This window comes from Streptomyces sp. 2A115, from assembly GCF_052245575.1.
Taxonomy (GTDB): Bacteria; Actinomycetota; Actinomycetes; order Streptomycetales; family Streptomycetaceae; genus Streptomyces.
Window position 1 is genome coordinate 1 of record NZ_JBQQCG010000100.1, and the last position, 21,601, is coordinate 21,601.

Below are 21,601 nucleotides of genomic sequence, written 5' to 3' on the forward strand. Positions count from 1 at the left end.
AAGGCGGGGGGGGGGGGGGGAAGTTCCCGCGTCGAGCTTGCCGCGTTCGTCCGGCCCGGCCGCTGCGCGGGCCCATGCCCCCCCACCACCGACAGCTCCGCCACCGAGGAGGAGTACCGCATGTCCCCCCAGCACCAGACCCCCGGCGCGAACGCGGAGGCGGCCGCCGCCCGCGCAGAGGAGGCCGGATCCCCACCCGCGTCCTCCTCCATATCCTCCGCACCGGATGAGCACGCGCCGAGCCCGGCCGCAGCCCCCCAGGCGGAGTCCCGCACTACACCTACCGGGGAGACCACTGCCGCCCCACCCACGCCCTCGGCCGCCGCCAGGACCACCGAGGCTCCCGAGGAGGGCGTCGCCGTGGCGGCGGCCGTCGGGACGGCGCCGCCGGGCGTCAAGGCCGACACCGGCGTCGCCAGCGGACGCCCCCGCAAGCCGATCCTGGCCGGGGCGGCGATCGCCGGCGCCGCCCTGATCGCCATACCGCTGCTGCTGGCCGGGAGCGCGAAGGACGACGGGAACCGCGACACCGCCAAGGGGGTGGCCGCGGAGGGCTCCGACACCGTCCTGGACCCGAGCTCCGACCCCGCCGTCCTCGACGACTACGTGGCCGGGAAGCCCAGTTCGTCCCCGAGCAAGGAGAAACCGAAGAAGAGCGAGGCCCCGAAGGCCACCGCCCCCAGGCCCGCCGCGCCCGCGCCGGATCCCAGGACGAGCAGCAGCCCGCCCGAGAAGAAGCCCACGCCCAAGGCGCCCCCGAAGCCGAACTGGAGCACCGAGACCGTCTCCGCGCCCAGTGTCCTGGAGGTCAACCAGGCCTGGACCACCAACCGCATCCGCATGGTCATGCAGGCCGACGGCAACCTCGTCGTCTACAACGAGAAGGGCAAGCCCATCTGGGCGTCCATGACCTTCGGCGACAACCACCGGGCGATCTTCCAGAACGACGGCAACCTCGTTATCCACAACGCCGCCGACCGGCCGATCTGGGCCTCCCGGAGCCACGGCAACGAGGGCGCCCAACTGGTCCTCCGGGCCGACGCCAAGGTGGTCATCGTGTACAAGGGTGGGGTTGTCTGGTCGACCTGACACCGTGCGGCGGGGCCCATTGTCAGGCCTTGCCCCTACGGTACGGGCATCTTCAAGCGGCGGGACTGGCTCTGCGTAACCGGGCGCGCGAGCGGGTGTGTTGCTGGGCGGAGCGGATCCGGCACCTGCGCCCGCCGGAGACACTTCGCGCTGCCGCCGATGGCGCACTCGCATGCTGCGGACGCGCAGGCGCCGCACCTCGCGAGCGGCCGATCGGCGACGGCGACGTGCACCGGTCGGTCGACCGGATCCGCGTACCGGCGTTCGACACCGTCCTCTGCCGCATCATCCGCCGCCGCGGAGGGTGGCCGGGAGTGTGAGGCACGTGGTGTCCGTGGTGACGACACGGGTACGTCGACCACGTTCTCGGCCTCGGCCGGATGCGGGCAGACCAGCCGGGACCGCGGCTGGTGCGTCGCGAAGGCTCGTGATGTACCAGCCGGGCCTCGTCTGTCGGCCGCCGTGGGGCAGGATGGGTCCATGAGCGTCGTAAAGATCAAAACGTACTGACCGTCCCAGCCGAGCAGCGGGAGACCCTGGAGAAGCGCTTCGCCTCCCGCGCCCATGCCGCCGAGAACTCCGACAGGTTCGAGTGGTTCGAACTCCTACGCGCCCCGTCGAAGGCACCGACAGTTACCTCGTCTACACGCGGCGGCGTGACGAGGAGTCCTTCCAGGCCTGGATGGAGGGCCCCATGAAAACAGCCCACCAGGGTGGCGGTGGCGCAGAGGGCGGAGAGCGTCCCAAGCCGGCGGCGAGCGGGTCCACGCTGTGGTCCTTCGAGGTCGTGCAGCAGGACCACCCGATGATCACGACTCGATATGCCCCTGGGTGACGCGTTGAGGTGCCGGACGCCAAGGGCGGGCAGGAGTTGAGTCAACGGTCAACCAGCCGTGGACGCGGGGCCTCACCCGTGGATTCCGCGTCGGTGTCGTCGGTGCCGACCGGGCCGCGGGGAAGCATCCAGTCCAGCCACTTCGGCAGCCACCAGTTGGTCCGGCCGAGGAGTGTCATGGTCGCCGGTACCAGCACCACGCGTACGACCGTGGCGTCGATGAAGATCGCGGTGGCCAGGCCGAGTCCGAACATTTTGGTGGAGGGGTCCTCGGCGACGGCGAAGGACAGGAAGACCGCCACCATGATGAGGGCGGCCGAGGTGATGATCCGGGCGGTGCCCGAGACGCCCTCAACGATCGCCGTGCCGTTGTCGCCGGTGCGCAGGTACTCCTCGCGTACGCGGGAGAGGAGGAACACCTCGTAGTCCATGGACAGGCCGAACAGGATGGCGAAGAGGAACATCGGGATGAACGACACGATCGGAACCGTCGCTTCCAGCCCGATGAGTGCGCCTCCCCAGCCCCACTGGAAGACCGCGACCATGATGCCGTAGGCCGCGCCGATGCTCAGCAGATTCAGCAGTACCGCCTTCAGAGGTACGAGTATCGAGCGGAAGAGCAGCATCAGCAGCAGGAACGACATCGCCAGCACGGCGGCGACGAACACCGGCAGGCGTTGGCTGGTGCGTTGGCCCACATCGGACAGGCTCGCGGCGGCGCCGCCGACGTGGGCCCTGGCCGGGCCGTGCCCGATCGCCGTGGGCACCACGTTGGTGCGCAGCCGGGCGATGGTGTCGGCCGTGGCCTTGTCCTGAGGGCTGGTGGTCGGGAACACCACGAGGGTCGCGATGCCGGTGGCCCGATCGATGTGCGTCGGCGCGACGGATGCGATGCCCGGATCCGCCGCGACCGCCCCGACGAGTCGGTCCAGCACTCCCGGATCACCGGTGGGGTCCGCGGCGATGACGAGGGGACCGTTGGTGCCCGGGCCGAATCCCTCGGCGACGAGGTCGTAGGCCCGGCGCTCGGTACGGCTGTGGGGCAGTGAGCCGTCGTCGGGCAGGCCGACGCGCAGGCCGAGCACGGGCAGCGTCGCCGTCAGCAGCAGCGCCGCGGCGCCGACCGCGTACGGGACCGGGTGCCGGCTGACGTGCCCGATCCAGCGACGCCACCCGTCGGCGTGGGCGGCGCCTGCCGCCGGGTCCCGCCGCTGTGCGAGTCGGGCCGGCTTCCTGGTCTGCAGAGCCCGGCCGATCCGGCCGGCCCGCGCCAGGCGCAGGCCCGCCGCGCCGAGGAAGGCCGGCAACAGCGTCACCGACGCGAGCACCATCGTCAGGACGACGATCGAGACGGCAACCCCGCCCACCGTCATGAACGGCACGTTCGCGACCGCCAGGCCGAGGATCGACACGACGACGGTGCCGCCGGCGAAGACCACCGGCCGCCCCGCCGTTGCCACCGCTCGTCCGGCCGCCGCCTGCGGATCGAGCCCGCACGCGAGGTACTCCCGGTGCCTGGCGAGCACGAACAGCGCGTAGTCGATGCCCACTCCGAGCCCGACCATGCTGCCCAGGACAGGGGCGAAGGTGGGGACCTCTGTCACCCCCGCCAGTACCGTCATCGTGGCAACCCCGACGGTCAGCCCGAAGACCGCCATGCCGATCGGCAGCGCGGCGGCGACGAGCGAACCGAACGCCAGGAACAGGATCGCGGCCGCGGCGAGGAGGCCGATCAGCTCGCTCGCGCCGCCGTCGGGGTCGGAGAAGGCGTAGAAGAGGTTCCCGCCCATCTCGATGCGCAGCGGCAGCTCGGCGCGCAGCCGGTCGCCGAGATCGACGAGGGCGTCGAGGTCTTCGGCCGACAGCCGACTCTGGTCGGGGTACTGCACCCGGATGACCGCGATCCGCCCGTCGGCCGAAACGAGGCCGCCGCGCACGGCGGTGTCCCCGCCCGCGTCGAGCGCCCCCGCCGGGTCGCTCGTGCCGAGCACGTGCGGCAGCCGCTTCACCTCGGCCCGCAGCCGCGTGAGAGCGGTGCGCGCGCTGTCGTGGTCGAAGAACGTCGCAGCGCCGTCGAGGGGGGTGACGACCACTTGGGCGGTCATCCCCTCCTGGCCGGTGCCTGCCCGCTCGATCAGTTCCGCGGCCCGTTGGGAGTCGAGTCCCGGAGCGGTCATCGAGTCCGAGGTCCGCCCCCCGAAGGCGGTGGCGGCGAGGACGGCGAGCGTGGCGGCGATCAGCCATGCCGCGATCACCCGCCAGGGGTGGCGGGCGGCGCTTGCGCCCAGGCGCAACAGGGCTTTCGAGAGCATCGGGTCCTCCAACCACCTCGTCGGCCGCCCTTGTACGGCCGCCGATGCCGAGGCTCGTCGCCACGGCGCTCCGCGGCATCGGCCCGCGGGCCGCGGATCCGTCGGCCCGGGGGAGGAGTGACGACCCGTCCTTTCGGCCGATGCGCGGCACGCCGCGGTCCCTAGGCTGAGAACCATGCTCCGAGACGACCTGCGAACCCTGTGGACCGAACCCCGGCCGCCCGACGCGCCCGCCCGGGTGCGGCGGGACTGGGCGCTGCTCGCCGCGGGCCTTGCCGGTGTGGCGCTGGAGGCCACCCTGCGCGAGAACGTCGTGTGGCGGCCGGTGGCGGTGGTGTTCGCCGTATGGCTGTGCCTGCTGCCCCTGTGGCGCCGGACCCGCCCGCTGGCGATGGTGACGCTGGCGTTCGGCTCGGTGATCCTGCTTCAGGTGGCCTCGCTCGTCGCCGCACCGCGCGAGCCCGTCGGCCTGGACACCGGCGCGGTCGTGCTCGTGCTGGTGTACGCGCTGCTCCGGTGGGGATCGGGACGCGAGATCGTGCTGGGCGGCGCGGTGATCCTCGCGGCCAGCGCGCTGTGTTCCGTCACGGACGAGACCCCGGTCGTCGAAAATGTCGTGGGCTTCGTCTTCCTGCTGCTGCCCGGTGTGGTCGGGGCTGCCGTGCGGTTCCGGGTGACCGCTCGCGAGCGGCAGTTGGAGCAGGTGCGCTCCCGCGAGCGCGAGCAGCTCGCCCGGGAACTGCACGACACGGTGGCCCACCACGTGTCGGCCATGGTGATCATCGCCCAGGCGGGCCGGGTGCTCGCGGGCCCCGACCCGTCCGCCGCCGTCGAGGCGCTGGAGTGGGTCGAGGAGGAAGGGGCGCGCACGCTGGAGGAAATGCGCGCCATGGTCGCCGCGCTGCGCGACCGCGGGGTCGGCGCCGAGCTGGCGCCGCCTGCCGGAGTCGCGGATCTGGAGCGCCTGGTGCGCACCCCGGGTGGTCGCCTCAGGGTCGACCTGGGGCTCGACGGCGAACTGGACATGCTGCCCCCGGCCGTGGACGCGGCCGTCTACCGGATCGTGCAGGAGTCGGTGACCAACGCCATGCGCCATGCGGTCAACGCGACCGAGCTCGTCGTCCGGGTCACCGCGGAACGGCACACGGTACGGGTGAGCGTGCGCGACAACGGCCACCGCACCGGCCGAGGCCGTGCCGGATACGGACTTACCGGACTGCGCGAGCGCGCGACCCTGCTCGGCGGCAAACTACAAGCTGGCCCCGGCGCCGACCAGGGCTGGCATGTCGAAGCCGAACTGCCGAGAGCGAGGAGCGAGAGCGGTGCCCATCCGCGTCCTCGTCGCTGACGACCAGACCATCATCCGCACCGGGCTGCGGATCATGCTGAACGCCCAGCCCGGCATCGAGGCGGTCGGCGAGGCCGCCGACGGACAGGAAGCGGTGCGTCTGGCCCGCGAACTACGCCCCGACGTCTGCCTGTTCGACATCCGCATGCCCGTACTCGACGGGCTCGAGGCCACCCGGCTGGTCGCCGGCCCGGGCGTCGCCGACCCGCTGGCCGTGGTCGTCATCACCACTTTCGACCTCGACGAGTACGTCTACGGCGCGCTGCGTGCCGGCGCCCGCGGATTCCTCCTCAAGGACACGGGACCAGACCTTCTGGCCCAGGCCGTACGGTCGGCGTCCGACGGTGAGGCGCTCATCGCGCCCAGCGTCACCGTCCGTCTGCTCCAGGCATTCGCGGACCTGCCCGCCGGCCGGCCCGTGGCCCAGCCGGTCTCCCCCGTCACCGCCCGCGAGGAGCAGGTGCTCCTCGCCGTCGCTCGCGGGCTGACCAACACCGAGATCGCCGATGCACTGCACATCAGCCTCAGCACGGTGAAGACGCATCTGGCCAGCCTGATGGCCAAACTCGGCGCCCGCAACCGGGTCGAGATCGCGATGTGGGCCTACGAAACGCGCCGTATCCTCCCCGGAACCTGAGCCGGGTGCCGGGCCATGTCCCATGAGTCCCTGCCCGGACATCAGTGCACCGGTCGGCTCATGTCGGCTCCACGTGCCTCACCCGCCCCAGAGCGTGACGTACCAGGAGGCCGGAACTGGGACGGTGAGACATTCGATACGACAAGACTCCCGACAGCTACCTCGCCAGTCTCCATCTGCACGCCTCGATGATCTGGATCAAAGACCTCACCAGGACCACCCGATGATCACGACTCGATACGCGCCCTAGCAGCCCTGAAGCCCCGCGAGAGGCAATCAGGCGTTGTGATCGCCGTCGAGGATGGCGATCGTCCACTCCTTGACGTCGTCGGACGGCGTGATCGTGACGGATTGGGCCTCATCCGTGCCGCTGTAGACCAGACCGCTCGTGGGCACCCCGCACCGGACCTTCTGCCCCCTCTCCGCGGCCTCTGTCGCGACGTACACCGACCCCTTGCCCTCACACTGCGCGAAGAACACCGTGTACGCGGCCGCGGTCGGAGAGAAGGGAGCCAACGTCCGTTCTCGGGTGCCGGAAGCGACAGGCCCCAGCAGGTCCCTCTCCTGGCCCGCGTGTCCCCACGCGCGGTCAGGCAATCGAAGAAGTCGTCCCGGAAGTGTGACGCCACCGCGAACACTTCCTGCTGGACGTCGTGATGCAGCAGACTCATTCCCCCACGGCCTTCGTGCTGGTTATGTGCCTCTTTGGTTGGAGCACAGGATCAGCCGAAGGCCGCTCTCACGTCCGCCGGATGCACTTCCGAGTGATCACGTTCGGGGGCACCGTTCGAGCCGGTTCCCCAGAACAAATTCAGCGTGCTCCGGCCGGGTTGGCGTCCTCGCCGAGGTAGGTGCCGTATCCCTCGGCGACCAGCGGGCCTTCGAAGGTCAGCACCTCGTTGACCAGTCCGCCCTTCTGGTTGCGGTAGTTGATGACCAGGCAGTCCACGCCGACGTAGCACCCGACCACTTCAAACTGCAGGTCCGGGATGCGCCGCAGGCCCTCCGCCCAGTAGGCGCGCAACGCGTCCTTGCCGCGAATGACCCCGTCACTGCCGAGCAGCTGCGCGGCCACCGGCGACCGGAAAGTCACGTCGTCGGCGAAGTGCGTTAGCAGAGCGTCCAAGTCGTGCGCGTTCCACGCCGTCACCCAGGAGTCGACGAACGCCCGCGCTGTTCCATGATCCATGGGCGCATTATGCCGTTCCACACCGGGATCGGGAGGGCCGCTCGGTTCGAAGAACCGTCACCCCGCCACCCGCTACGACGTGGGCAAGACCGTCAAACGGCCTGAGACGATCATCGAACGCAACCAGGCCAGGCCATAAAGCACAAGCTAAAAGAGCGTTTTGTCCCGGGGGAAGTGTTTGGTTCGAAGTCAGGTGTCGCGCCAGTTCAGGGTGGATTCGCGGGTCAGTCGTCTGCTTATGAGGTCGATCATCGCGAGGCGGATTATGGCTTCGGATCGGTGCGGGTGGGTCTCGTAGTCGCGGGCGAGGCGCCGGTGCAGTATCAGGATCCCGTAGGTCTGCTCCACGATCCACCGCTTGGCCTGCGGAACGAAGCCCTTGTCGTCCGAGTTGCGCTCGACGATCTCGACGTCGATGCCCACGTTCTTGCCGTGCTCGACGACCTTCTTCGTGAGGCCCTGGTCGACCAGGGCCTTCTTCACGCTGCGGCTCTGCCCGGCGACCTGGTCCAGCAGGGCGATGCCGGCGGTGTTCTCGTGCGCGGAGGCCGCGAGTACGACGACCGCGACGACGAGCCCCAACACGTCCACGGCCAGGCATCTCTTCCTGCCCGGCACTCTTTTCGCGGCATCCCGGCATCTGGGCAGTCAGACCTCCCTGCTCTCTCAGCTGGCGTGAAGGATCCGAAAGCGATCGGGTTCCGCCGGATCTCGATCAACGACTTGGATTGGCGGCCGAGCCCATTGCCAAACGCTGATGCCTGGCATGCGGGAGAACTGGATCAGCCCGCGGGTGCCTTCGACTGCAACCCGCGGCCAGGATTCGGCGATGCGCGCCCGGTCCGCGCCGTGAGAACGCAGTACATCGGCGAGCACGGCGACCGTGTCGTAGCCCTCGAACGCGACGAAGGAGGGCGCTTCGCCCAGCCGCTCGCGGAGGACTTTCTCCACTCGTGCACCGAGTGGGCCGAGGCGCTCGGGCAGGTAGCGCAAGAACGGGACCCCGGCGCTGTCGTCGCCCAGCGACGTCGCCCATTCGGCGAACTCTGGTTGCCCGGCCGGAGCACCGATCAAGATCTCGGCGAGGCGCTGGTCGCCGCGGACGGACTTGACGATGGGCACTGCCGGATCCGGGTGGCCGACCAGAAGAAGGAGGGCTGTCGCGCGACTGTCGATGAGTGCGTCGCACACGGCCGCAGGGGTGAGCGCGCTCATCTCGAGTTCGGTGAGGGTGCCGCCGCGTGCAGCGAGGTGGTCCCGCAGAATGCGGGTTCCAGTTGCCCAGTAGACACTCGGCTGGGTTGCTACGGCGATGCGACGGTGGCCCGCGCCGAGGAGGAAGTCCGCGTAGACTTGCCAGCCCCGGGACTGCGGCGGGGAGAGGCGCGCGACCCATTCCGTCGGCCGCTCGGTGAGCGCGTCGAGAACCGCTGACGAGCACAAGAAGGGCAGGCCGAGGGCGTCGGCCCTGGTGGCAGCGGCGCGGGCGACGACGCTGTGATACTCCCCCGCCAACGCGGCCACGCCCAGGCCGGCCAATTCGTCCAGAGCCGCCGCGGCCCTCTGTGGGTCAGCCGCGGTGTCTCGGACCACAAGCTCCAGAGGTCTTCCGCCGATCCCGCCGGCGTCATTGACTTCGCCAACGGCCAACTCGAGTCCGGCGAGCAAGTGTTGGCCTGCCCCGACCCAGCCGGGCCGGGTCAACGGAACGAGAACGCCGATATGGACGGATGGTCCGTCAGTCCGCTCCGATCCAGGTGGTGCTGGTGGCGTATTCATGCGTTGGCGTCTCCCGTGTGACGATTCGGTTGCCGTTCGACCGGATCGCAGAGTGGCAAGGCCCGATGGGGCGCTTTCATCTCATCTCGCCGTGGCGGGCGCACCTAGGTGATCATGCCGGGCAGTACAGCAGGGCGTGCGGCCCTCATCTGCACGGAAGTGAACCGCCAAGCTCGGTCCCCACCATGACCTGCGGATGCTACAGGGCCCGGGTGGCGCGCACCCCGTCGATGGGTGCTCACCACCGGGGCCTCGTAGCACTCGGTGACCTTACTCTCCGCCCGCGCCCCGATCAGGTGCACCGCGAGCGCAGCACGCGTTTCGTGAACCTCGTCAGTGCTTGGCCGCGCCGCTTGGCGGGACCCACCTCATGCGGCCGTCCCCACCTACGACGTAATCCTCGTCACGGGCTCCGGGAGCGGGCATGTGCCAGCAGTCGGGTCCCTCTGCTTCGATGACGTCAAACGCCACTTCGTCGACGCCGGTGTCAGTGGTGGCGACAGGGAAGATGATGACGAGGGTATGGTCCGCGGGGATCCTGTCCGGGTGGATGGACGCCGTGAACCTGCCCCCTTCGCTCTCGAACTGCACCACCTTCAAGGCAAGGTGGTCGTCGCGCGACTCATCACCAGAAGTCGTCTTCCCCTCGTTGACGGGGCAGTCCGGGTCTCCTTGGTAGACCCGGGCGCGCACCCCCATCCGGGCGAGATCACGCTGGAGGCGCTCGGGGTCGGGCTTCATCTCTCCAATGTCGCGAATGGTGACCTTGACGACGCCGTGCGGTTCACGGTTGAGGGTGTAAGCCACGGTGTTGATCCTTTCCGGGAAGTGTCCGGCCTCAGGGGCCGTGTGTCGGGCGGGGGCGTCACGCCCCGTAGGGGTGCCGGTCTGGTTGGCGGTCACCGCGATCCCGGCCACGGCCGCAGCCACCGCTACGGGGGCCATCACCCGCACCGCCAAGCGCCGTCGCCTGGTCTTGTCCTGTTCGCGCGCCAGCTGCAGCCAACTGCTCATCAGGTGTTCCTCACGCTGCTGCCGACGGTCGGCGGGAAAGTCCCGCTCGGCGGGCACGGTCAGCATCCGACGCAGCACGTGCACATCGTCGTTCTGGTCCCGGGTCACCGTGATTCTCCTCCGCTCGGCCGTACCGCCTCGGTGCGGTCACCTGTCTGCTGCCAATCCACGGCCGCTAGTTCCCTGTCCAGGGCGAGGTTCTTGTCCGTCAGCTTCTCCAGCCGACGGCGGGCACGAGACAACCGGGAGCGCACGGTGCCCACCGGGACACCCAGCGTCTCGGCGGCCGCGGCATAGTCCAGCTCCGCCCATACGCAAAGCGCCAGCACCTCACGGTCACTGCGCGACAGCCGCCTCAGCGCCGCGCGGACTGCTGCGATCCTGTCCTGGTCCTCCAGTCGGCCCACCACCTCGTCGGCGAAGTCCGGCAGCAGGCCGGGAGGAGGCATCCGCTCCATCAGCGCCCGGTGCCGCCGGGCCACCCGCCGACGCCGATGAATGACGTGGGTGGCGACTCCCAACAGCCAGGGCAGCAGGCCACCACCGTCACGCTCGACCTTCTCTCGCAACCGCCACGCTTCCAGGAACACCAGTGAGGTGCAGTCTTCGGCGACCGACCAGTCCCCGGTCAGGCGGAAGCAGTGGTTGTAAACCGTTCGGCCGTGTTCGCGGAACAGCACGGCGAAGGCGCCCTCGTCGCCCGCCCGGATACGGGCTCGAAATCCTGGGTCCATGCCTATCCCCGCCACCCAGCCGCCCATGAGTTCCATGTGAGACCAGTCACAGCGTCGCACGCTGCGACCGTGAGGGCGGCGCCGTGGCTGCGGTGAGGACAGGGCAGCGAGTCGAAACCGGTACAGGGCTCGGGGTGCGTCATGCCCCAAGGACGTTCCGCCCGGCCAGGCAGTTGCCCCCTCCGCCTCAATGCCAGCGGCGTCGATGCGGCCGGGCCGACCGCAGCACCAACGTCCACTTACGGGATCCGGGGGCGGACTTCTTGGGGCCTCGCGCTCGCGCGAGGTGGATTGGGTCTTCTCCACCTCGCCCGCGCAAGGCGGCGAACTCGGCCGGGAACAACCCGGCAATAGTCGCGCCGTCATACTGTGCGCATGCATCTCGGGGTGGTCGTAGCGATCCTTTATTCCCTGCAGTTCAGCCGGGAGCTGAGCGACAAAGAAGTCGAGCGCATCGCCCGCATGATCCTGGAGCGGCCTCTCTACGACCTCACCGTCGAGGAGCAGTACGCGGGGATCGAGGCGGCCCTCGCCACGGTTGCCTGGCGGGAAGACCTGTCCTGGCAGCCGCATGACGAGCCGTCGATCCGGGACTTCCTGCGGCGTCTGCTGGAGCGTCTGGACGCGCTGCATCCCTGGCAGGAGCCGCCGTTTCGCAGCCTCGGGTTCGGCCGCTGGGAAGAGTCGTGCGCGGTGACGTGCTCGCCGCCGGGCTGACCGACACGGACGGCACTTTCAGCTTCGACGAGCGCCGGGTCCCTCATTACCGGCAGGGCCGGGTCCTGCTGGCGGGCGACGCGCACGCCTGGCGGAGCTCCTGGCGTAGATTCCGCCCGTCGGATCTTGTGCGGCGCCCCCGTCAAGGACGGCGGCGTCGCGGGAGGCCTCCAGGCCACCTCGCTCCAGATCGGCGGCGCCTTCTTCCGCGGAGCTGTCCGGCATGAGTCGCGCGGCCGTGTCGGCGCTGGTGAACACGCTGGAGCGGGACGGTCTCGTCACCAAGGCACATGCCCCGCACGACGGACGCGCGGTCGACCTCAGCCTCACCGAGAGCGGTCTGCACGCGATCACCACGGCTTTCCAGGCGCACAACGAACGTGAACAGGAGTGGGCGGGCTCGCTCAGCTCGGACGAACAGCGGACGCTGATCGCACTGCTGGAGAAGCTGACCACCCACTCGCTGCAGTTCGAGGTCAAGCAACGGATGTGACGGCTGCTACCTGCAGAGGTTTCGCTGCGCGCCGAGTCCGGTGATCTCGCTGTCCATCACGTCGCCCGCCTGCAGGAAGCGGCCGTAGTGCGAGCCGTTGCCCTGCGGAGAACCAGTGATGATCATGTCGCCCGGCTGCAGCGTCACCCGGTGCGAGATGTACGAGATGAGGGCCGCGATCCCGAAGATCATGTCGTTGGTGTTGCCCTTCTGCATGACCTTGCCGTTGAGCCGGAGCGTGATGTCCAGGTCCTGCGGGTCGGGCACGAAGCGCGCCGGCACGAGGTAGGGGCCCGTGGGGTAGAACGTGGGCTGGTTCTTCGCCCGCATCCAGTCGGTGCCCATCATCGGGATCTCCGGACGGGGCACCAGGCTGCGCGTCGTCAGGTCGTTGCAGATGGTGTACCCGGCGACGTGGTCCAGTGCCTCGTCACGGCTCACCTCGCGTGTCTCGCGCCCGATGACCACGCCCAGCTCGAGTTCCCAGTCATGGTTCTCACCGAGAGAGGGCAGGATCACGTCGTCGTACGGGCCGCTGATCGCGGACGGGACGCCCACCCACACGTAGGGCTCTCCGTGCGCGGCCCGCTCGTCCATCTCCCGGGCGGCCTGCTCGCGCAGCTCCTCCTCGGTGGCGTCCGCCTTTCCCAGGCGGTGCGCCACGGTGATCTGGATGACGTGCTCGCGATAGTTGGCCCCGGCGCCGAAGATCTGGCCCGGTGGCTGGACCGGGACGAGCACAGTGAGCTCGCCGACCAGCCGCCCGTCGGCCTCAGGTGCGTCGGCCAGGGACTGGAGCGTTTCCAGCGATGCGTCCCAGTCGGCCAGCAGGTCCGATGTAGTCGCGGCGGCGGGCAGGACGGTCCGGGTGTCGTACACCCTGTCGTTCACGACGATGCCAGGGAACGGACCGGACTGCCCGTCGGCGAACGTTCCCAGCGAGAAGGGGGTCTGGCTCATGGTTTCCTCATGCTTTCCGGCGAGTGTGGGCGAACTCCGCGTACTCCTGGAGCAGTGCGCTGTCGTCCACCGCGCCCAGGTCAACGACGTCGTTCAGCAAAGCTCCCTGCAGCAAGCGCTTGACCGGCACCTCGATCTTCTTTCCCGTGCGGGTGTGCGGGATCCCGCGCATGCGCACGACCTCGTCGGGCACGTGCCGCGGTGACAGCTCCTCCCGGATCACCTGGTTGATGCGCAGCGCCACCGCTTCGAAGTCGGCGTCCTCCTGGAGGGCGACGAACAGCGGCATGTAGTAGGCGTCTTCCCCCAGTTCGGCGCCCACGACGAGGGCTTCGCGCACCTCGGGCAGCGCCTCGACGACCCGGTAGATGTCCGCCGGCCCCATGCGCACGCCCTGCCGGTTCAGGGTGGAGTCCGAGCGGCCATGGATCACACTGCTGCCGTCGGGCTCGAACTCGATGAAGTCCCCGTGCCGCCAGGCTCCGGCATACACGGAGAAGTAGCTCTGCCGATAGCGCCGGCCGTCGGAGTCGTTCCAGAAGCGGAGCGGCATCGAGGGCATCGGCTGCGTGATCACCAGCTCGCCCCGCTTGCCGACCACGGACTTGCCGTCCTCGTCCCACGCTTCCACGGAGACGCCCAGGGCGGGCGCCTGGATGCGGCCCAGGCGGACGGGCAGCGTGGGGGCTCCGCCGACGAAGATCGAGCACACGTCGGTGCCACCGCTCATGGAGGTCAGCCACACGTTGCCGAGCCGGTCGTAGACCCAACGGAAACCGTCGGTGGACAGCGGTGATCCGGTCACCTGCACCGTGCGCAGCGCCCCGGTTTCAGGGGCGAGGCCGGCCTTGAGGCAGGCGTGCAGGTACCCGGCGCTGACACCGAGCGTGTCGACGTCGTGTTCGTCGGCGACGCGGAAGACGCGACCCAGGTCGGGGCGGACCGGGTTCCCGTCCAGCAGAACGATCGTGGCTCCGACCGCGAGCCCGGAGACCAGCATGTTCCACACCACCCAGCTGGTGCTGGCGACGGTGAGGTAGCGGTCGCCCGCCCGTAGGTCCGAGTGCAGCCGCAGGACCTTGAGGTGTTCCAGGAGGACACCCCCGTGGCCGTGCACGATGCCCTTGGGTGCCCCGGTGGTACCGGATGAGAACAGCACCCACAGCGGGTGGTCGAAGGGCAGCTCGTCGAACTCCGGCTCGCCTCCTCCCGCGGCGACCGTGCCCCAGAGCGACACGGGGCGGTCCGCCGTGGGCAGGCTTCCGGGGTGGAGGTGATCGACCCAGAGCACGTGCTCCACCGACGGCAGCCGGTCGAGCAGGGCGCTCATCTCGTCCGTGCGCTCGTGCGTCCGTCCGCCGTAGTGGTAGCCGTCCGTGAGCAGCAGCACCTTGGGCTCCAGCTGGGCGAACCGGGAGGTCACCCCGTCCGCGCCGAACTCCGGGGAGCAGACCGACCAGACGGCCCCCACCGCCGCGCAGGCGAGGAGCCCTACGACGGCCTCCGCGCGGTTGGGCAGGACGGCGGCCACCCGGTCGCCGTGGGCCACACCCATCCGGCGCAGCGCGGCGGAGACGGCGGCGACCTGGCTGCGGAGTTCGGCTCGCGAGAGCGTGTGGGACGTGCCGTCGTCGTCCACGACGACGAGCGCCTCGCCCGGGCAGCGGCGCAGCACATGCTCGGCATAGTTCACGGTACGGCCGGGGAACCACGTACCTCCGGGCATCTCCCGCGGAGCCACCGGACCGGTCGGGGTGCCACCGAGTCGTACGTCCTCGAACTCGGCGACGGACTCCCAGAACCGGCCCAGGTCTCGCGTCGACCAGCGCCAGAGATCAAGGTAGTCGGCACCGCCGTCGTAGTCCTTCAGCCCACAGCGGTAGCGAGCCAGTTCGCTGCCGTCCTGCCGGGCACTGCTGGGCATCCACAGAATGTCCTGTGCGGTGCTCATGAGACAGCGGTGTCGACGGGCAGGGCACCGATGAGGACGAAGGCCACGCGACAGGTCGTGTCACTGCGGTTGGACCAGGAGTGGCTGGTGCCTCGCTGGATGATCACGTCGCCGGCCCTGGTGAGGGTCTCTCCCTCGTCCGTCAGCAGCCATATCTCACCCTCGAGGACGAGGGCGTAGTCCAGGCTGTCGGTGCGGTGGAACCAGAAGTGGCGGTCGCCGGCGGTGGGGTGGGCGGCGTCGCGGGCGTGTTCGCCGTCGATGTTGTCGAAGAGGGAGTCGGCGGCGGCGTCCGTGTAGGCGCTGTCGGGTGGGAAGCTCGCGATCCGGAAGACCGTTCCTCCCGCCTTGGGGTACATCGGCACCTGGACGTCGGCGGAGGCCGCGTCCTGGTTGCCGTCGTTGCTGACATCGCCCGGTTCGGTCTGCCAGGGGACGATCGCGCCGAAGCCTTCGACGGAGTCGGACACGAAGACGTTGGGAGCCGGGCCGTCGCTGATGACGGTGGACCGGCCGTCGGTGGTGTGGCCGGTGACGATGCGCCGTACCGGCTTGACGGCGTGCGGGTTGGTCATCTTTGTCGTTCCCGTCGTCAGTTCGCCGGCGTACCGAAGGGGTACGGGCGGGGCTCGGGCCACCAGGGGGCCTTGGCCGGCTCGGCGCTCAGTCGGTTGCGCAGGACACCGACGCCTTCCAGTTCGAGTTCGATGACGTCTCCGAGCGACAGCCGCCGGTCGAGCTCCAGGCCGGAGCCGTTGGGCAGAGTGCCGGAGCCGATCAGGTCGCCGGGCTGAAGCCTGTCGTTGATGGAGACGTAGGCGAGCATCTCTTCCGGCGTGTAGATCATTCCCTCGGCAGCGGTCTCACTCCAGACCTCACCGTTGACGCGGACGACGCCCTTGAGCCCGTCGGTGGAAGGCAGTTCGTCGACGGTCGTGATCCAGGGACCGATGCCGTACGCGTAGTCCTTGCACTTCTGCGGGCCCATGCTCATGGCCATCTCGTAGCCCTGGACGTCGCGCGCGCTGAAGTCGTTGAAGATCGTGACGCCGAACAGGTGGGCGCGGGCGCCGTCGGGGGTCAGATTGCTGCCCGCGGCTCCGACGATGAAGCCCATCTCCAGTTCGTAGTCGACGTATTCGGAGTAGCTCGGGTAGGGGATCTCCTCGTCGTGGCCGTAGACCACTCCGGTGGATCCCTTGAAGTAGCCGGGCGTCTTGAACAGCTGAGGGTTGGGCAGTCCGCCGCCCACCCTCTCGTGGAACCCCTTCATGTGCGCCGGGAAGGTCAGTCCGTCACGGATGACCGGCGGGTCGACGGCCGCCACCCAGGACAGGCCCTCGATCGGCAGGGAGGCGTCATCGGCGGCCCTGTCCGCGGCCCATTGGGCGGCGTCGAGGAAGGTCGGCCCGGCGGCGATGGCGGCGGCCATGCTCGACGGGAAGTGGGCCGCGGCCAGTCGGCGGGCCGCGTCCGGCGTCGCGCCCTCGGCCTGCCTGCCCACGGCGTAGGCCCTGGCCAGGTCGATGACCCTGCCCTCGTCGGGCCGCACGGCGACGATCCTGATCTGGTCGCCATCGGGAGAAGGTACGGAGATCCGACCGAGCTTCATGTGAACAACTCCTTCACCTATTCGAAACGTTTCGTATCGTATGGCGGGCTCATCCTTTTGTCGATCCTGCGCTGACATTGGGGAATGAGGCCGTGCGTGGGTTAACTTGACTCCGTGGCTGTACGAAGCGAATTGAGTCGTCGCGCGATCCTCGACGCGACCATGGACCTCCTTGTCCGCGACGGCCGGCGCGCCACCACGGTGCAGAAGCTGACCATGGAGGCGATCGCCAAGCGGGCCAAGGTCAGCAAGGCGACGATCTACCGGTGGTGGCCGAACAAGGCCGCGGTCGTCATCGACGCCTTCATGGAGAACCACCTGGCGCACACCCGCATCCCCGAAGGGGTACCGGTGCGCGACGCCCTCCTGGCACACCTCAAGTCGCTGATCTCCCGCTACGCCGGCCCGCAGGGCAAGCTGGTCGCCCAGATCATCGCCGAGGGGCAGTACGACCCCGAGACCATGGCCAACTTCCGCGAGCGCTTCTGGCAGGAGCGCGCCGCGGCCGTCGAGAAGCTGATGCGCAGGGGAATCGACGAAGGCGTCTTCCGGTCCGACCTCGATCCGAAGTCGGCAGCCCAGTTGTTCTACGCACCGGTCTACTTCCATCTCCTGTTCGGCGTCAGCCCGCTCGACGACGCGCTCGCGGAACAACTCGTGGACCTGGGCATCCGCGGCCTGGAAGCCCATCCGTCACCAGACGGGGAATCCTGAGCCCTCCCCCGGCGTCCCGAGTGCGCCTCAGTCGCTAGCGCGGTCACACCGGCGGTGGGATGAACAATCCCCGGTCGGGGTCGTTGAACATCTCCTTGGACACGAACTCGTTCATCGGGTTGGACGTCCCCCACACGTCCGAGGTCTCCGGGTCGTCGGTGCTGTACAGGTGGGGATGCCAGGTGTCCTCGTCGAGGATCTCCAGCTCCGTGGTGTACTCCATGGTGTTGCCGTTGGGGTCGTGGAAGTACGTGAAGGTGTTGTCGCCGGCACGATGCCGGCCCGGCCCCCAAACCTTGTGGACTCCGTCGCGCATCAGGCGGCCACTGCCGCGCATGTACTCCTCCAGGCCGCGCATCTCGAACGACGCGTGGTGCAGCGAGACATGGGGGCAGCGGGCGATCGCGATGCTGTGGTGCTGCGGGTTGCACCGCAGGAACCACATGATCCCGCCGAGCTGCGGGTGCACGTTGGTGTCGGTGAGCCGGAAGTCCAGGTACTTCTCGTAGAAGGCCATCATGCGCTCGGGCTCGGGGGAATTGAGGACGACGTGGGACAGCCGCACCGGGATGTCCTCGCGTTCCTCGACCCTTCGGTGGGTACGGGCGGCGACCTCCGCGGAGACTTCGACAGTGCGCCCCTCCACGTCGAAGAACCGGAAGCCGTAGCCGCCGCCGGGCGTCTGCAGCGTGTCCGGCTCGCTGACCAGCTTCACGCCGTCAGTGGCGAGGCGGGTGGCGAGGCCGTCCACGGCAGCGCGGTCGGCGGCGCCGAAGGAGACCAGGTCGAGGCGCTTGTCCTGGGAGCGGCGGACCCGGACGACATACTGCTCGGGCGAGCCCTCGGCGGCGAAGTACGTGACATCGCCGTCGGTGCCGGCCTTGGTCAGCCCCCACTGCTGCTCGTAGAAGGCGACCTGCTTGTCGTAGTCCTGAACGGCGATGTCGACGTGCCGAAGGTGGGTGATGGGCTGGTCGTGCATGGTGAACTCCTGTGAGTGAAACAGTGTTTGCACGCGCGCGGGTCAGGCCTGCAGGGTGTTCTCTTGCTGCGGCGGGCTCATCTCGCGCCGGGGTTCCGGGGCGCCTGCGAGAGGCAGGAGTCGGAGCAGTGCTTCGAGCTCTTCGGGGGTGTGTGCCGTCCCGAGCACATAGCGGTCGGGACGGACCAGGACCGCGGGGGCCTCGACCGAGGTGAGCAGTTGGCCGACGTGCTGCGGGGAGGTCAGTACGGCCACCTCGGGCTCCGCCTCCAGCGCCTTGCGTACGGGATCGGGCAGCCCGGCCGTCAGTTCGGGCGTGGCCGCGAGCAGGAACCGGCGTCCCACGAGGTCGTCGAGCCGTGTCCCGTCGGACAGCATCGGCTGCACCGAAATACGTCCGGCGTACACGTGGGCCGGGCCCGTGTGCACACCCGGGCCCAGGGCGGGTGCCGACGGGTAGCCGTCGGCCGGGTTGGCACGGATGTGAGCATCCCGCCGGGCGGCCATCACGGGGTCGGTGGTCTGGACGAGTCCGGCCATCGTCGCCGCCTGCTGGACCCAGTACCTGGCGTGGTCCTTGCGTTCGGACTCGTAAGTGTCCAGCAGGGACTCGGAGGCTCTGCCACGCGAGACGAGCCGGATCTTCCACACCAGGTTGGCCACGTCACGCAGGCCGGCGCACAGCCCCTGGCCGAACAGCGGAGGCGCCAGGTGAGCGGCGTCGCCCGCGAGGAACACATTGCCGACCCGCCACGACGCGGCCAACCGCGCGCGGAAGGTGTAAACGGCGATGCGGTCGGGCTCGAAGTTCTGCGGTGTGAGAACCCCTCGGCTCAACCGGGCGATGCCCGCCGGTGTGGCGATCTCCTCCCGGTCGTCCTCGGGGAGGACTTTGAACTCCATGCGCACCCGGTCACCGGGGAGCCTGATCCAGAGCGCGGGACGGGTGTGCCGGCCGAGGAAGACCATGTCACCCTTGATGCCTGCCGTCCCGCGCAGGCGTCCGTCGACGACGAGCCACGGATCGTCGGTGCCGAGGTTCTCGCCGGATATCCCGAGCGTGCGCCTGACGGTCGAGGTGGCGCCGTCACAGGCGATGACCCATCGCGCGGTGAGCGTCTGTGTCGTCCCGTCCGGTGTACGGACGGTGCAGCGGACTGAGCCGGCACCTTGCTGGATGTCCAGCAGCGTGGTGCCGAGCCGGAGTTCCACATCGGCGAGCCGCTCGACTTCGGCGCGCAGCAGCGCGTCGATCTCAGGCTGGTGGAACAGGACCTCCGAGTGCCATGCCTGAGGTCCCATCTGCCCCGTGGCATGGGCCACCAGAGTCTCGCCGGCCTCGTTCTCCATGCGGTAGTCGCACATCGGCTTGATCCGGGCGGAGAGTTCCTCCCCCAGCCCCATGGACTGGAAGGAACGCACGGTCTCACCGTCGAAGTGCACGGCCCGCGCCTGTTCCCACAGCTCGGGCTCGCGTTCGATCCCCACGGCCCGCACACCGGCATGGCCCAGCAAAGCAAGGGCCATCACCCCGACGGGTCCACCACCTACAACGATGACTTCACAGTCCTGTGACACCTGAACTCCATTTGCGGCTCGGGTACTTGGAAGTACCGTTTGATCTCTGCACCCGCGCGTCCGCCGGACGACCTGCGCGCTCGGCGTCCGCGGCTCTAGCGGCCCGGCGTGTGCCCTGGCACGGCGGGGCCGTCCACCGCTTCGGTGTCCGCGCCCGCCGGACGGGCGCGGTGCTCCTCATGGCCGGCCCGTCCGGACAGGCTGCCCGGGACCGGATTGCTCCCCGTCGACGGCACACCGTCCGCCAGGACGATCTGCGCTCCCCGCCCGCTGAACTCGACGATGACCTCGTCACCGCGCCGCACCGTGACCTCACAGATCACTGAGCGGCCCTGCCAGGAGCGGGTCACCGCTTCGGCGATCAGGTCGTCGCCGAGGTGGCCGGGGCGCCGGAAGGTGATGTCCGCGCTCGCCGTGACGACCGGCGGGCCGAAGCTGTTGACGGCGCAGGCGAAGGTGGTGTCGGCCAAAGCGAACACGAGCCCGCCGTGCACGATCGCGTGCCCGTTGACCATGTCCGGCCGGACCCGCATCCGTGCGCGCGCCCGACCGTCGGCCGCCGACTCGACGTGTATTCCCAGGAGTTCGCAAGTACGGTCCTCGCTGAGCAGATGACGCACGCTCTTCGCCACCTGCCCGCCGATGACGAGCTCCGTGTCATCGCGACGGCCGTCGGGAGTGAACGGGTCGGGCGTCATGGACGCAGCTCCAGACCGAGCGGGCGGCCGTCGTACAGGTCATCGGCACCAGGCGCCCGGTCGGGCATCATGCCGAGCTTGTCGCGCATCGTCAGGACGCACTCCAGACCGGCACGAGCAGGAGCCAGCGAAACCGGGCGGGTGCGCAGCGCGGCCCGAGCCGAGGCCGGCCCGTAGCCGCCTCTCGTCAGCACGTCCAGGATCTGTTCGTCCGCAGTGGCGTGCAGCCACTTCCGCGCCGCCTCGAGGGCCGTGAGGTAGAGAGAGAGCTTTTCCCGCCCCGCCTGCCGCGTCGCGGGACCGGCCACGACACCCTGCCCAGGGAAGTCCGGCACCTCGTCCTCGACCGCGAGCAGCGAGACGAACCCTTCCTGTTGCGCCATTTCGTCCAGCGGCGGCCCCAGCCACGCCGCGTCGATCGACCGTGAGCGCAGGGCCTCGAAGCGCTCGCGCACTCCGCCCACCGGCTCGAACTCGTACGCGCCGGGCGGGAGGCCATGTTGACCAAGAAGATGACGGAGCAGGACGGCGAAGCCGTTGTCCGGCGCATCGACGCCGAGCGTTGCGCCCCGCAGGTCTTCCAGCCCTCTCACCGAGGGCTGCGCGACCAGACGGAGCGGTGTCGTCGACTCGATCTGGGCGACGACTCGGAGGTCGCCTCCGCCGGAGTTCCACACGACCAGGTTGTCAATGGCCGTGACGCCCGCATCGACGTCGTCGGTCAGGAGTCGGTCACGCTGGTCCGTCGACGACTCGATCAGCACGGTCTCGACCTCAAGGCCGACGTGGGCGAAGAAACCCAGCTCGTGGGCAACGACACACACGGGTGGCGGAACGAACACCGCCTGTCGAAAGCACGCCGTCATTGGAGTGCTCCTCTCTGCACGAGGTGGCCTCACACTAGGTCAATCGAAACGGAACGTCTAGGATCGCAGCCGATAATCTTTTCTAGTGCATGG

21 protein-coding genes and 1 pseudogene are annotated in these 21,601 nt (G+C 69.3%); 7 read left to right on the forward strand and 15 right to left on the reverse strand.

All coding sequences use genetic code 11. The features are described from left to right. The first annotated feature begins 120 nt into the window (after positions 1–120). A complete protein-coding gene (locus ACTWQR_RS48025) occupies positions 121–1,089 on the forward strand; it encodes a mannose-binding protein (RefSeq protein WP_443233654.1) in 969 nt (322 codons plus the stop codon). Positions 1,090–1,569: 480 nt separating this feature from the next. After that, a pseudogene (locus tag ACTWQR_RS48030) lies at positions 1,570–1,924 on the forward strand (antibiotic biosynthesis monooxygenase family protein). Between the two features lie 41 nt (positions 1,925–1,965). Here the strand turns inward: ACTWQR_RS48030 and ACTWQR_RS48035 are convergent. Continuing rightward, entirely contained in the window at positions 1,966–4,236 is a 2,271-nt protein-coding gene (locus ACTWQR_RS48035) for an MMPL family transporter (protein ID WP_443233655.1), read from the reverse strand. A gap of 175 nt (positions 4,237–4,411) precedes the next feature. Between ACTWQR_RS48035 and ACTWQR_RS48040 the strand changes: the two genes are divergently transcribed. Together ACTWQR_RS48040 and ACTWQR_RS48045 are read left to right on the forward strand one after the other, a co-directional pair. Beyond that, a complete protein-coding gene (locus tag ACTWQR_RS48040; protein WP_443233656.1) occupies positions 4,412–5,584 on the forward strand; it encodes a sensor histidine kinase in 1,173 nt (390 codons plus the stop codon). Next, entirely contained in the window at positions 5,559–6,221 is a 663-nt protein-coding gene (locus ACTWQR_RS48045; protein ID WP_443233657.1) for a response regulator, read from the forward strand. Before ACTWQR_RS48040 ends, ACTWQR_RS48045 begins: the two co-directional genes overlap by 26 nt. Positions 6,222–6,497: 276 nt before the next feature. On the opposite strand, the gene ACTWQR_RS48050 is transcribed toward ACTWQR_RS48045, so the two are convergent. From ACTWQR_RS48050 to ACTWQR_RS48075, 6 genes are all read right to left on the reverse strand, one after another. Beyond that, positions 6,498–6,737, reverse strand: a complete 240-nt coding sequence (locus ACTWQR_RS48050) for a hypothetical protein (protein WP_443233658.1) — start codon at positions 6,735–6,737, stop codon at positions 6,498–6,500. A gap of 295 nt (positions 6,738–7,032) precedes the next feature. Next, the gene (locus tag ACTWQR_RS48055; protein ID WP_443233659.1) at positions 7,033–7,410 is read right to left on the reverse strand and encodes a nuclear transport factor 2 family protein; all 378 of its coding nucleotides are present in this window, start codon (positions 7,408–7,410) and stop codon (positions 7,033–7,035) included. Positions 7,411–7,599: 189 nt separating this feature from the next. Beyond that, a complete protein-coding gene (locus ACTWQR_RS48060; RefSeq protein ID WP_443233683.1) occupies positions 7,600–8,058 on the reverse strand; it encodes a transposase in 459 nt (152 codons plus the stop codon). 18 nt (positions 8,059–8,076) lie between these two features. Beyond that, positions 8,077–9,189, reverse strand: a complete 1,113-nt coding sequence (locus ACTWQR_RS48065; RefSeq protein ID WP_443233660.1) for an ABC transporter substrate-binding protein — start codon at positions 9,187–9,189, stop codon at positions 8,077–8,079. 333 nt (positions 9,190–9,522) lie between these two features. Beyond that, positions 9,523–10,311: a hypothetical protein gene (locus ACTWQR_RS48070; RefSeq protein WP_443233661.1), complete on the reverse strand. Its 789-nt coding sequence runs from the start codon at positions 10,309–10,311 to the stop codon at positions 9,523–9,525. After that, a complete protein-coding gene (locus ACTWQR_RS48075) occupies positions 10,308–10,937 on the reverse strand; it encodes an RNA polymerase sigma factor (RefSeq protein WP_443233662.1) in 630 nt (209 codons plus the stop codon). The genes ACTWQR_RS48070 and ACTWQR_RS48075 overlap by 4 nt, the downstream gene beginning before the upstream one ends. A 375-nt stretch (positions 10,938–11,312) precedes the next feature. Between ACTWQR_RS48075 and ACTWQR_RS48080 the strand changes: the two genes are divergently transcribed. Then, entirely contained in the window at positions 11,313–11,654 is a 342-nt protein-coding gene (locus ACTWQR_RS48080) for a hypothetical protein (protein WP_443233663.1), read from the forward strand. A gap of 214 nt (positions 11,655–11,868) precedes the next feature. Beyond that, positions 11,869–12,147, forward strand: a complete 279-nt coding sequence (locus ACTWQR_RS48085; protein ID WP_443233684.1) for a MarR family winged helix-turn-helix transcriptional regulator — start codon at positions 11,869–11,871, stop codon at positions 12,145–12,147. A 6-nt stretch (positions 12,148–12,153) separates the two neighbouring features. On the opposite strand, the gene ACTWQR_RS48090 is transcribed toward ACTWQR_RS48085, so the two are convergent. Genes ACTWQR_RS48090 through ACTWQR_RS48105 form a run of 4 tightly spaced genes read right to left on the reverse strand, consistent with a single transcriptional unit; the run spans position 12,154 to position 16,670 of the window. Next, positions 12,154–13,107, reverse strand: a complete 954-nt coding sequence (locus ACTWQR_RS48090; RefSeq protein ID WP_443233664.1) for a fumarylacetoacetate hydrolase family protein — start codon at positions 13,105–13,107, stop codon at positions 12,154–12,156. 7 nt (positions 13,108–13,114) lie between these two features. After that, a complete protein-coding gene (locus tag ACTWQR_RS48095; protein ID WP_443233665.1) occupies positions 13,115–15,058 on the reverse strand; it encodes an acetoacetate--CoA ligase in 1,944 nt (647 codons plus the stop codon). Further along, on the reverse strand, positions 15,055–15,633 hold the full coding sequence (locus tag ACTWQR_RS48100) for a cupin domain-containing protein (protein ID WP_443233666.1): 579 nt from the start codon (positions 15,631–15,633) through the stop codon (positions 15,055–15,057). The genes ACTWQR_RS48095 and ACTWQR_RS48100 overlap by 4 nt, the downstream gene beginning before the upstream one ends. A gap of 17 nt (positions 15,634–15,650) precedes the next feature. Continuing rightward, positions 15,651–16,670 carry a fumarylacetoacetate hydrolase family protein gene (locus tag ACTWQR_RS48105; RefSeq protein WP_443233667.1) on the reverse strand — a complete coding sequence of 340 codons (1,020 nt, stop codon included), beginning with the start codon at positions 16,668–16,670 and terminating at the stop codon, positions 15,651–15,653. Between the two features lie 114 nt (positions 16,671–16,784). Here ACTWQR_RS48105 and ACTWQR_RS48110 point away from each other — a divergent pair, with 114 nt between their 5' ends. Next, a complete protein-coding gene (locus ACTWQR_RS48110; RefSeq protein WP_124444964.1) occupies positions 16,785–17,384 on the forward strand; it encodes a TetR/AcrR family transcriptional regulator in 600 nt (199 codons plus the stop codon). A gap of 43 nt (positions 17,385–17,427) precedes the next feature. On the opposite strand, the gene ACTWQR_RS48115 is transcribed toward ACTWQR_RS48110, so the two are convergent. The 4 genes from ACTWQR_RS48115 to ACTWQR_RS48130 all read right to left on the reverse strand — a co-directional run bounded on the left by ACTWQR_RS48115 (position 17,428) and on the right by ACTWQR_RS48130 (position 21,508). Further along, the gene (locus ACTWQR_RS48115) at positions 17,428–18,366 is read right to left on the reverse strand and encodes a VOC family protein (protein WP_443233668.1); all 939 of its coding nucleotides are present in this window, start codon (positions 18,364–18,366) and stop codon (positions 17,428–17,430) included. A 42-nt stretch (positions 18,367–18,408) separates the two neighbouring features. Further along, a complete protein-coding gene (locus ACTWQR_RS48120; protein ID WP_443233669.1) occupies positions 18,409–19,944 on the reverse strand; it encodes a bifunctional 3-(3-hydroxy-phenyl)propionate/3-hydroxycinnamic acid hydroxylase in 1,536 nt (511 codons plus the stop codon). A gap of 95 nt (positions 19,945–20,039) precedes the next feature. Further along, positions 20,040–20,642: a PaaI family thioesterase gene (locus ACTWQR_RS48125; protein WP_443233670.1), complete on the reverse strand. Its 603-nt coding sequence runs from the start codon at positions 20,640–20,642 to the stop codon at positions 20,040–20,042. Beyond that, a complete protein-coding gene (locus tag ACTWQR_RS48130; protein ID WP_443233671.1) occupies positions 20,639–21,508 on the reverse strand; it encodes an ABC transporter substrate-binding protein in 870 nt (289 codons plus the stop codon). The genes ACTWQR_RS48125 and ACTWQR_RS48130 overlap by 4 nt, the downstream gene beginning before the upstream one ends. Positions 21,509–21,601: the final 93 nt, after the last annotated feature.

What these genes read in the sequence shown, in the direction of transcription:
- ACTWQR_RS48025 (WP_443233654.1), top strand. Translation starts at nt 121, where the DNA reads ATGTCCCCCCAGCACCAGACCCCCGGCGCGAACGCGGAGGCGGCCGCC.
- ACTWQR_RS48035 (WP_443233655.1), bottom strand. Translation starts at nt 4,236, where the DNA reads ATGCTCTCGAAAGCCCTGTTGCGCCTGGGCGCAAGCGCCGCCCGCCAC.
- ACTWQR_RS48040 (WP_443233656.1), top strand. Translation starts at nt 4,412, where the DNA reads ATGCTCCGAGACGACCTGCGAACCCTGTGGACCGAACCCCGGCCGCCC.
- ACTWQR_RS48055 (WP_443233659.1), bottom strand. Translation starts at nt 7,410, where the DNA reads ATGGATCATGGAACAGCGCGGGCGTTCGTCGACTCCTGGGTGACGGCG.
- ACTWQR_RS48065 (WP_443233660.1), bottom strand. Translation starts at nt 9,189, where the DNA reads ATGAATACGCCACCAGCACCACCTGGATCGGAGCGGACTGACGGACCA.
- ACTWQR_RS48075 (WP_443233662.1), bottom strand. Translation starts at nt 10,937, where the DNA reads ATGGACCCAGGATTTCGAGCCCGTATCCGGGCGGGCGACGAGGGCGCC.
- ACTWQR_RS48080 (WP_443233663.1), top strand. Translation starts at nt 11,313, where the DNA reads ATGCATCTCGGGGTGGTCGTAGCGATCCTTTATTCCCTGCAGTTCAGC.
- ACTWQR_RS48090 (WP_443233664.1), bottom strand. Translation starts at nt 13,107, where the DNA reads ATGAGCCAGACCCCCTTCTCGCTGGGAACGTTCGCCGACGGGCAGTCC.
- ACTWQR_RS48095 (WP_443233665.1), bottom strand. Translation starts at nt 15,058, where the DNA reads ATGAGCACCGCACAGGACATTCTGTGGATGCCCAGCAGTGCCCGGCAG.
- ACTWQR_RS48100 (WP_443233666.1), bottom strand. Translation starts at nt 15,633, where the DNA reads ATGACCAACCCGCACGCCGTCAAGCCGGTACGGCGCATCGTCACCGGC.
- ACTWQR_RS48105 (WP_443233667.1), bottom strand. Translation starts at nt 16,670, where the DNA reads ATGAAGCTCGGTCGGATCTCCGTACCTTCTCCCGATGGCGACCAGATC.
- ACTWQR_RS48115 (WP_443233668.1), bottom strand. Translation starts at nt 18,366, where the DNA reads ATGCACGACCAGCCCATCACCCACCTTCGGCACGTCGACATCGCCGTT.
- ACTWQR_RS48125 (WP_443233670.1), bottom strand. Translation starts at nt 20,642, where the DNA reads ATGACGCCCGACCCGTTCACTCCCGACGGCCGTCGCGATGACACGGAG.
- ACTWQR_RS48130 (WP_443233671.1), bottom strand. Translation starts at nt 21,508, where the DNA reads ATGACGGCGTGCTTTCGACAGGCGGTGTTCGTTCCGCCACCCGTGTGT.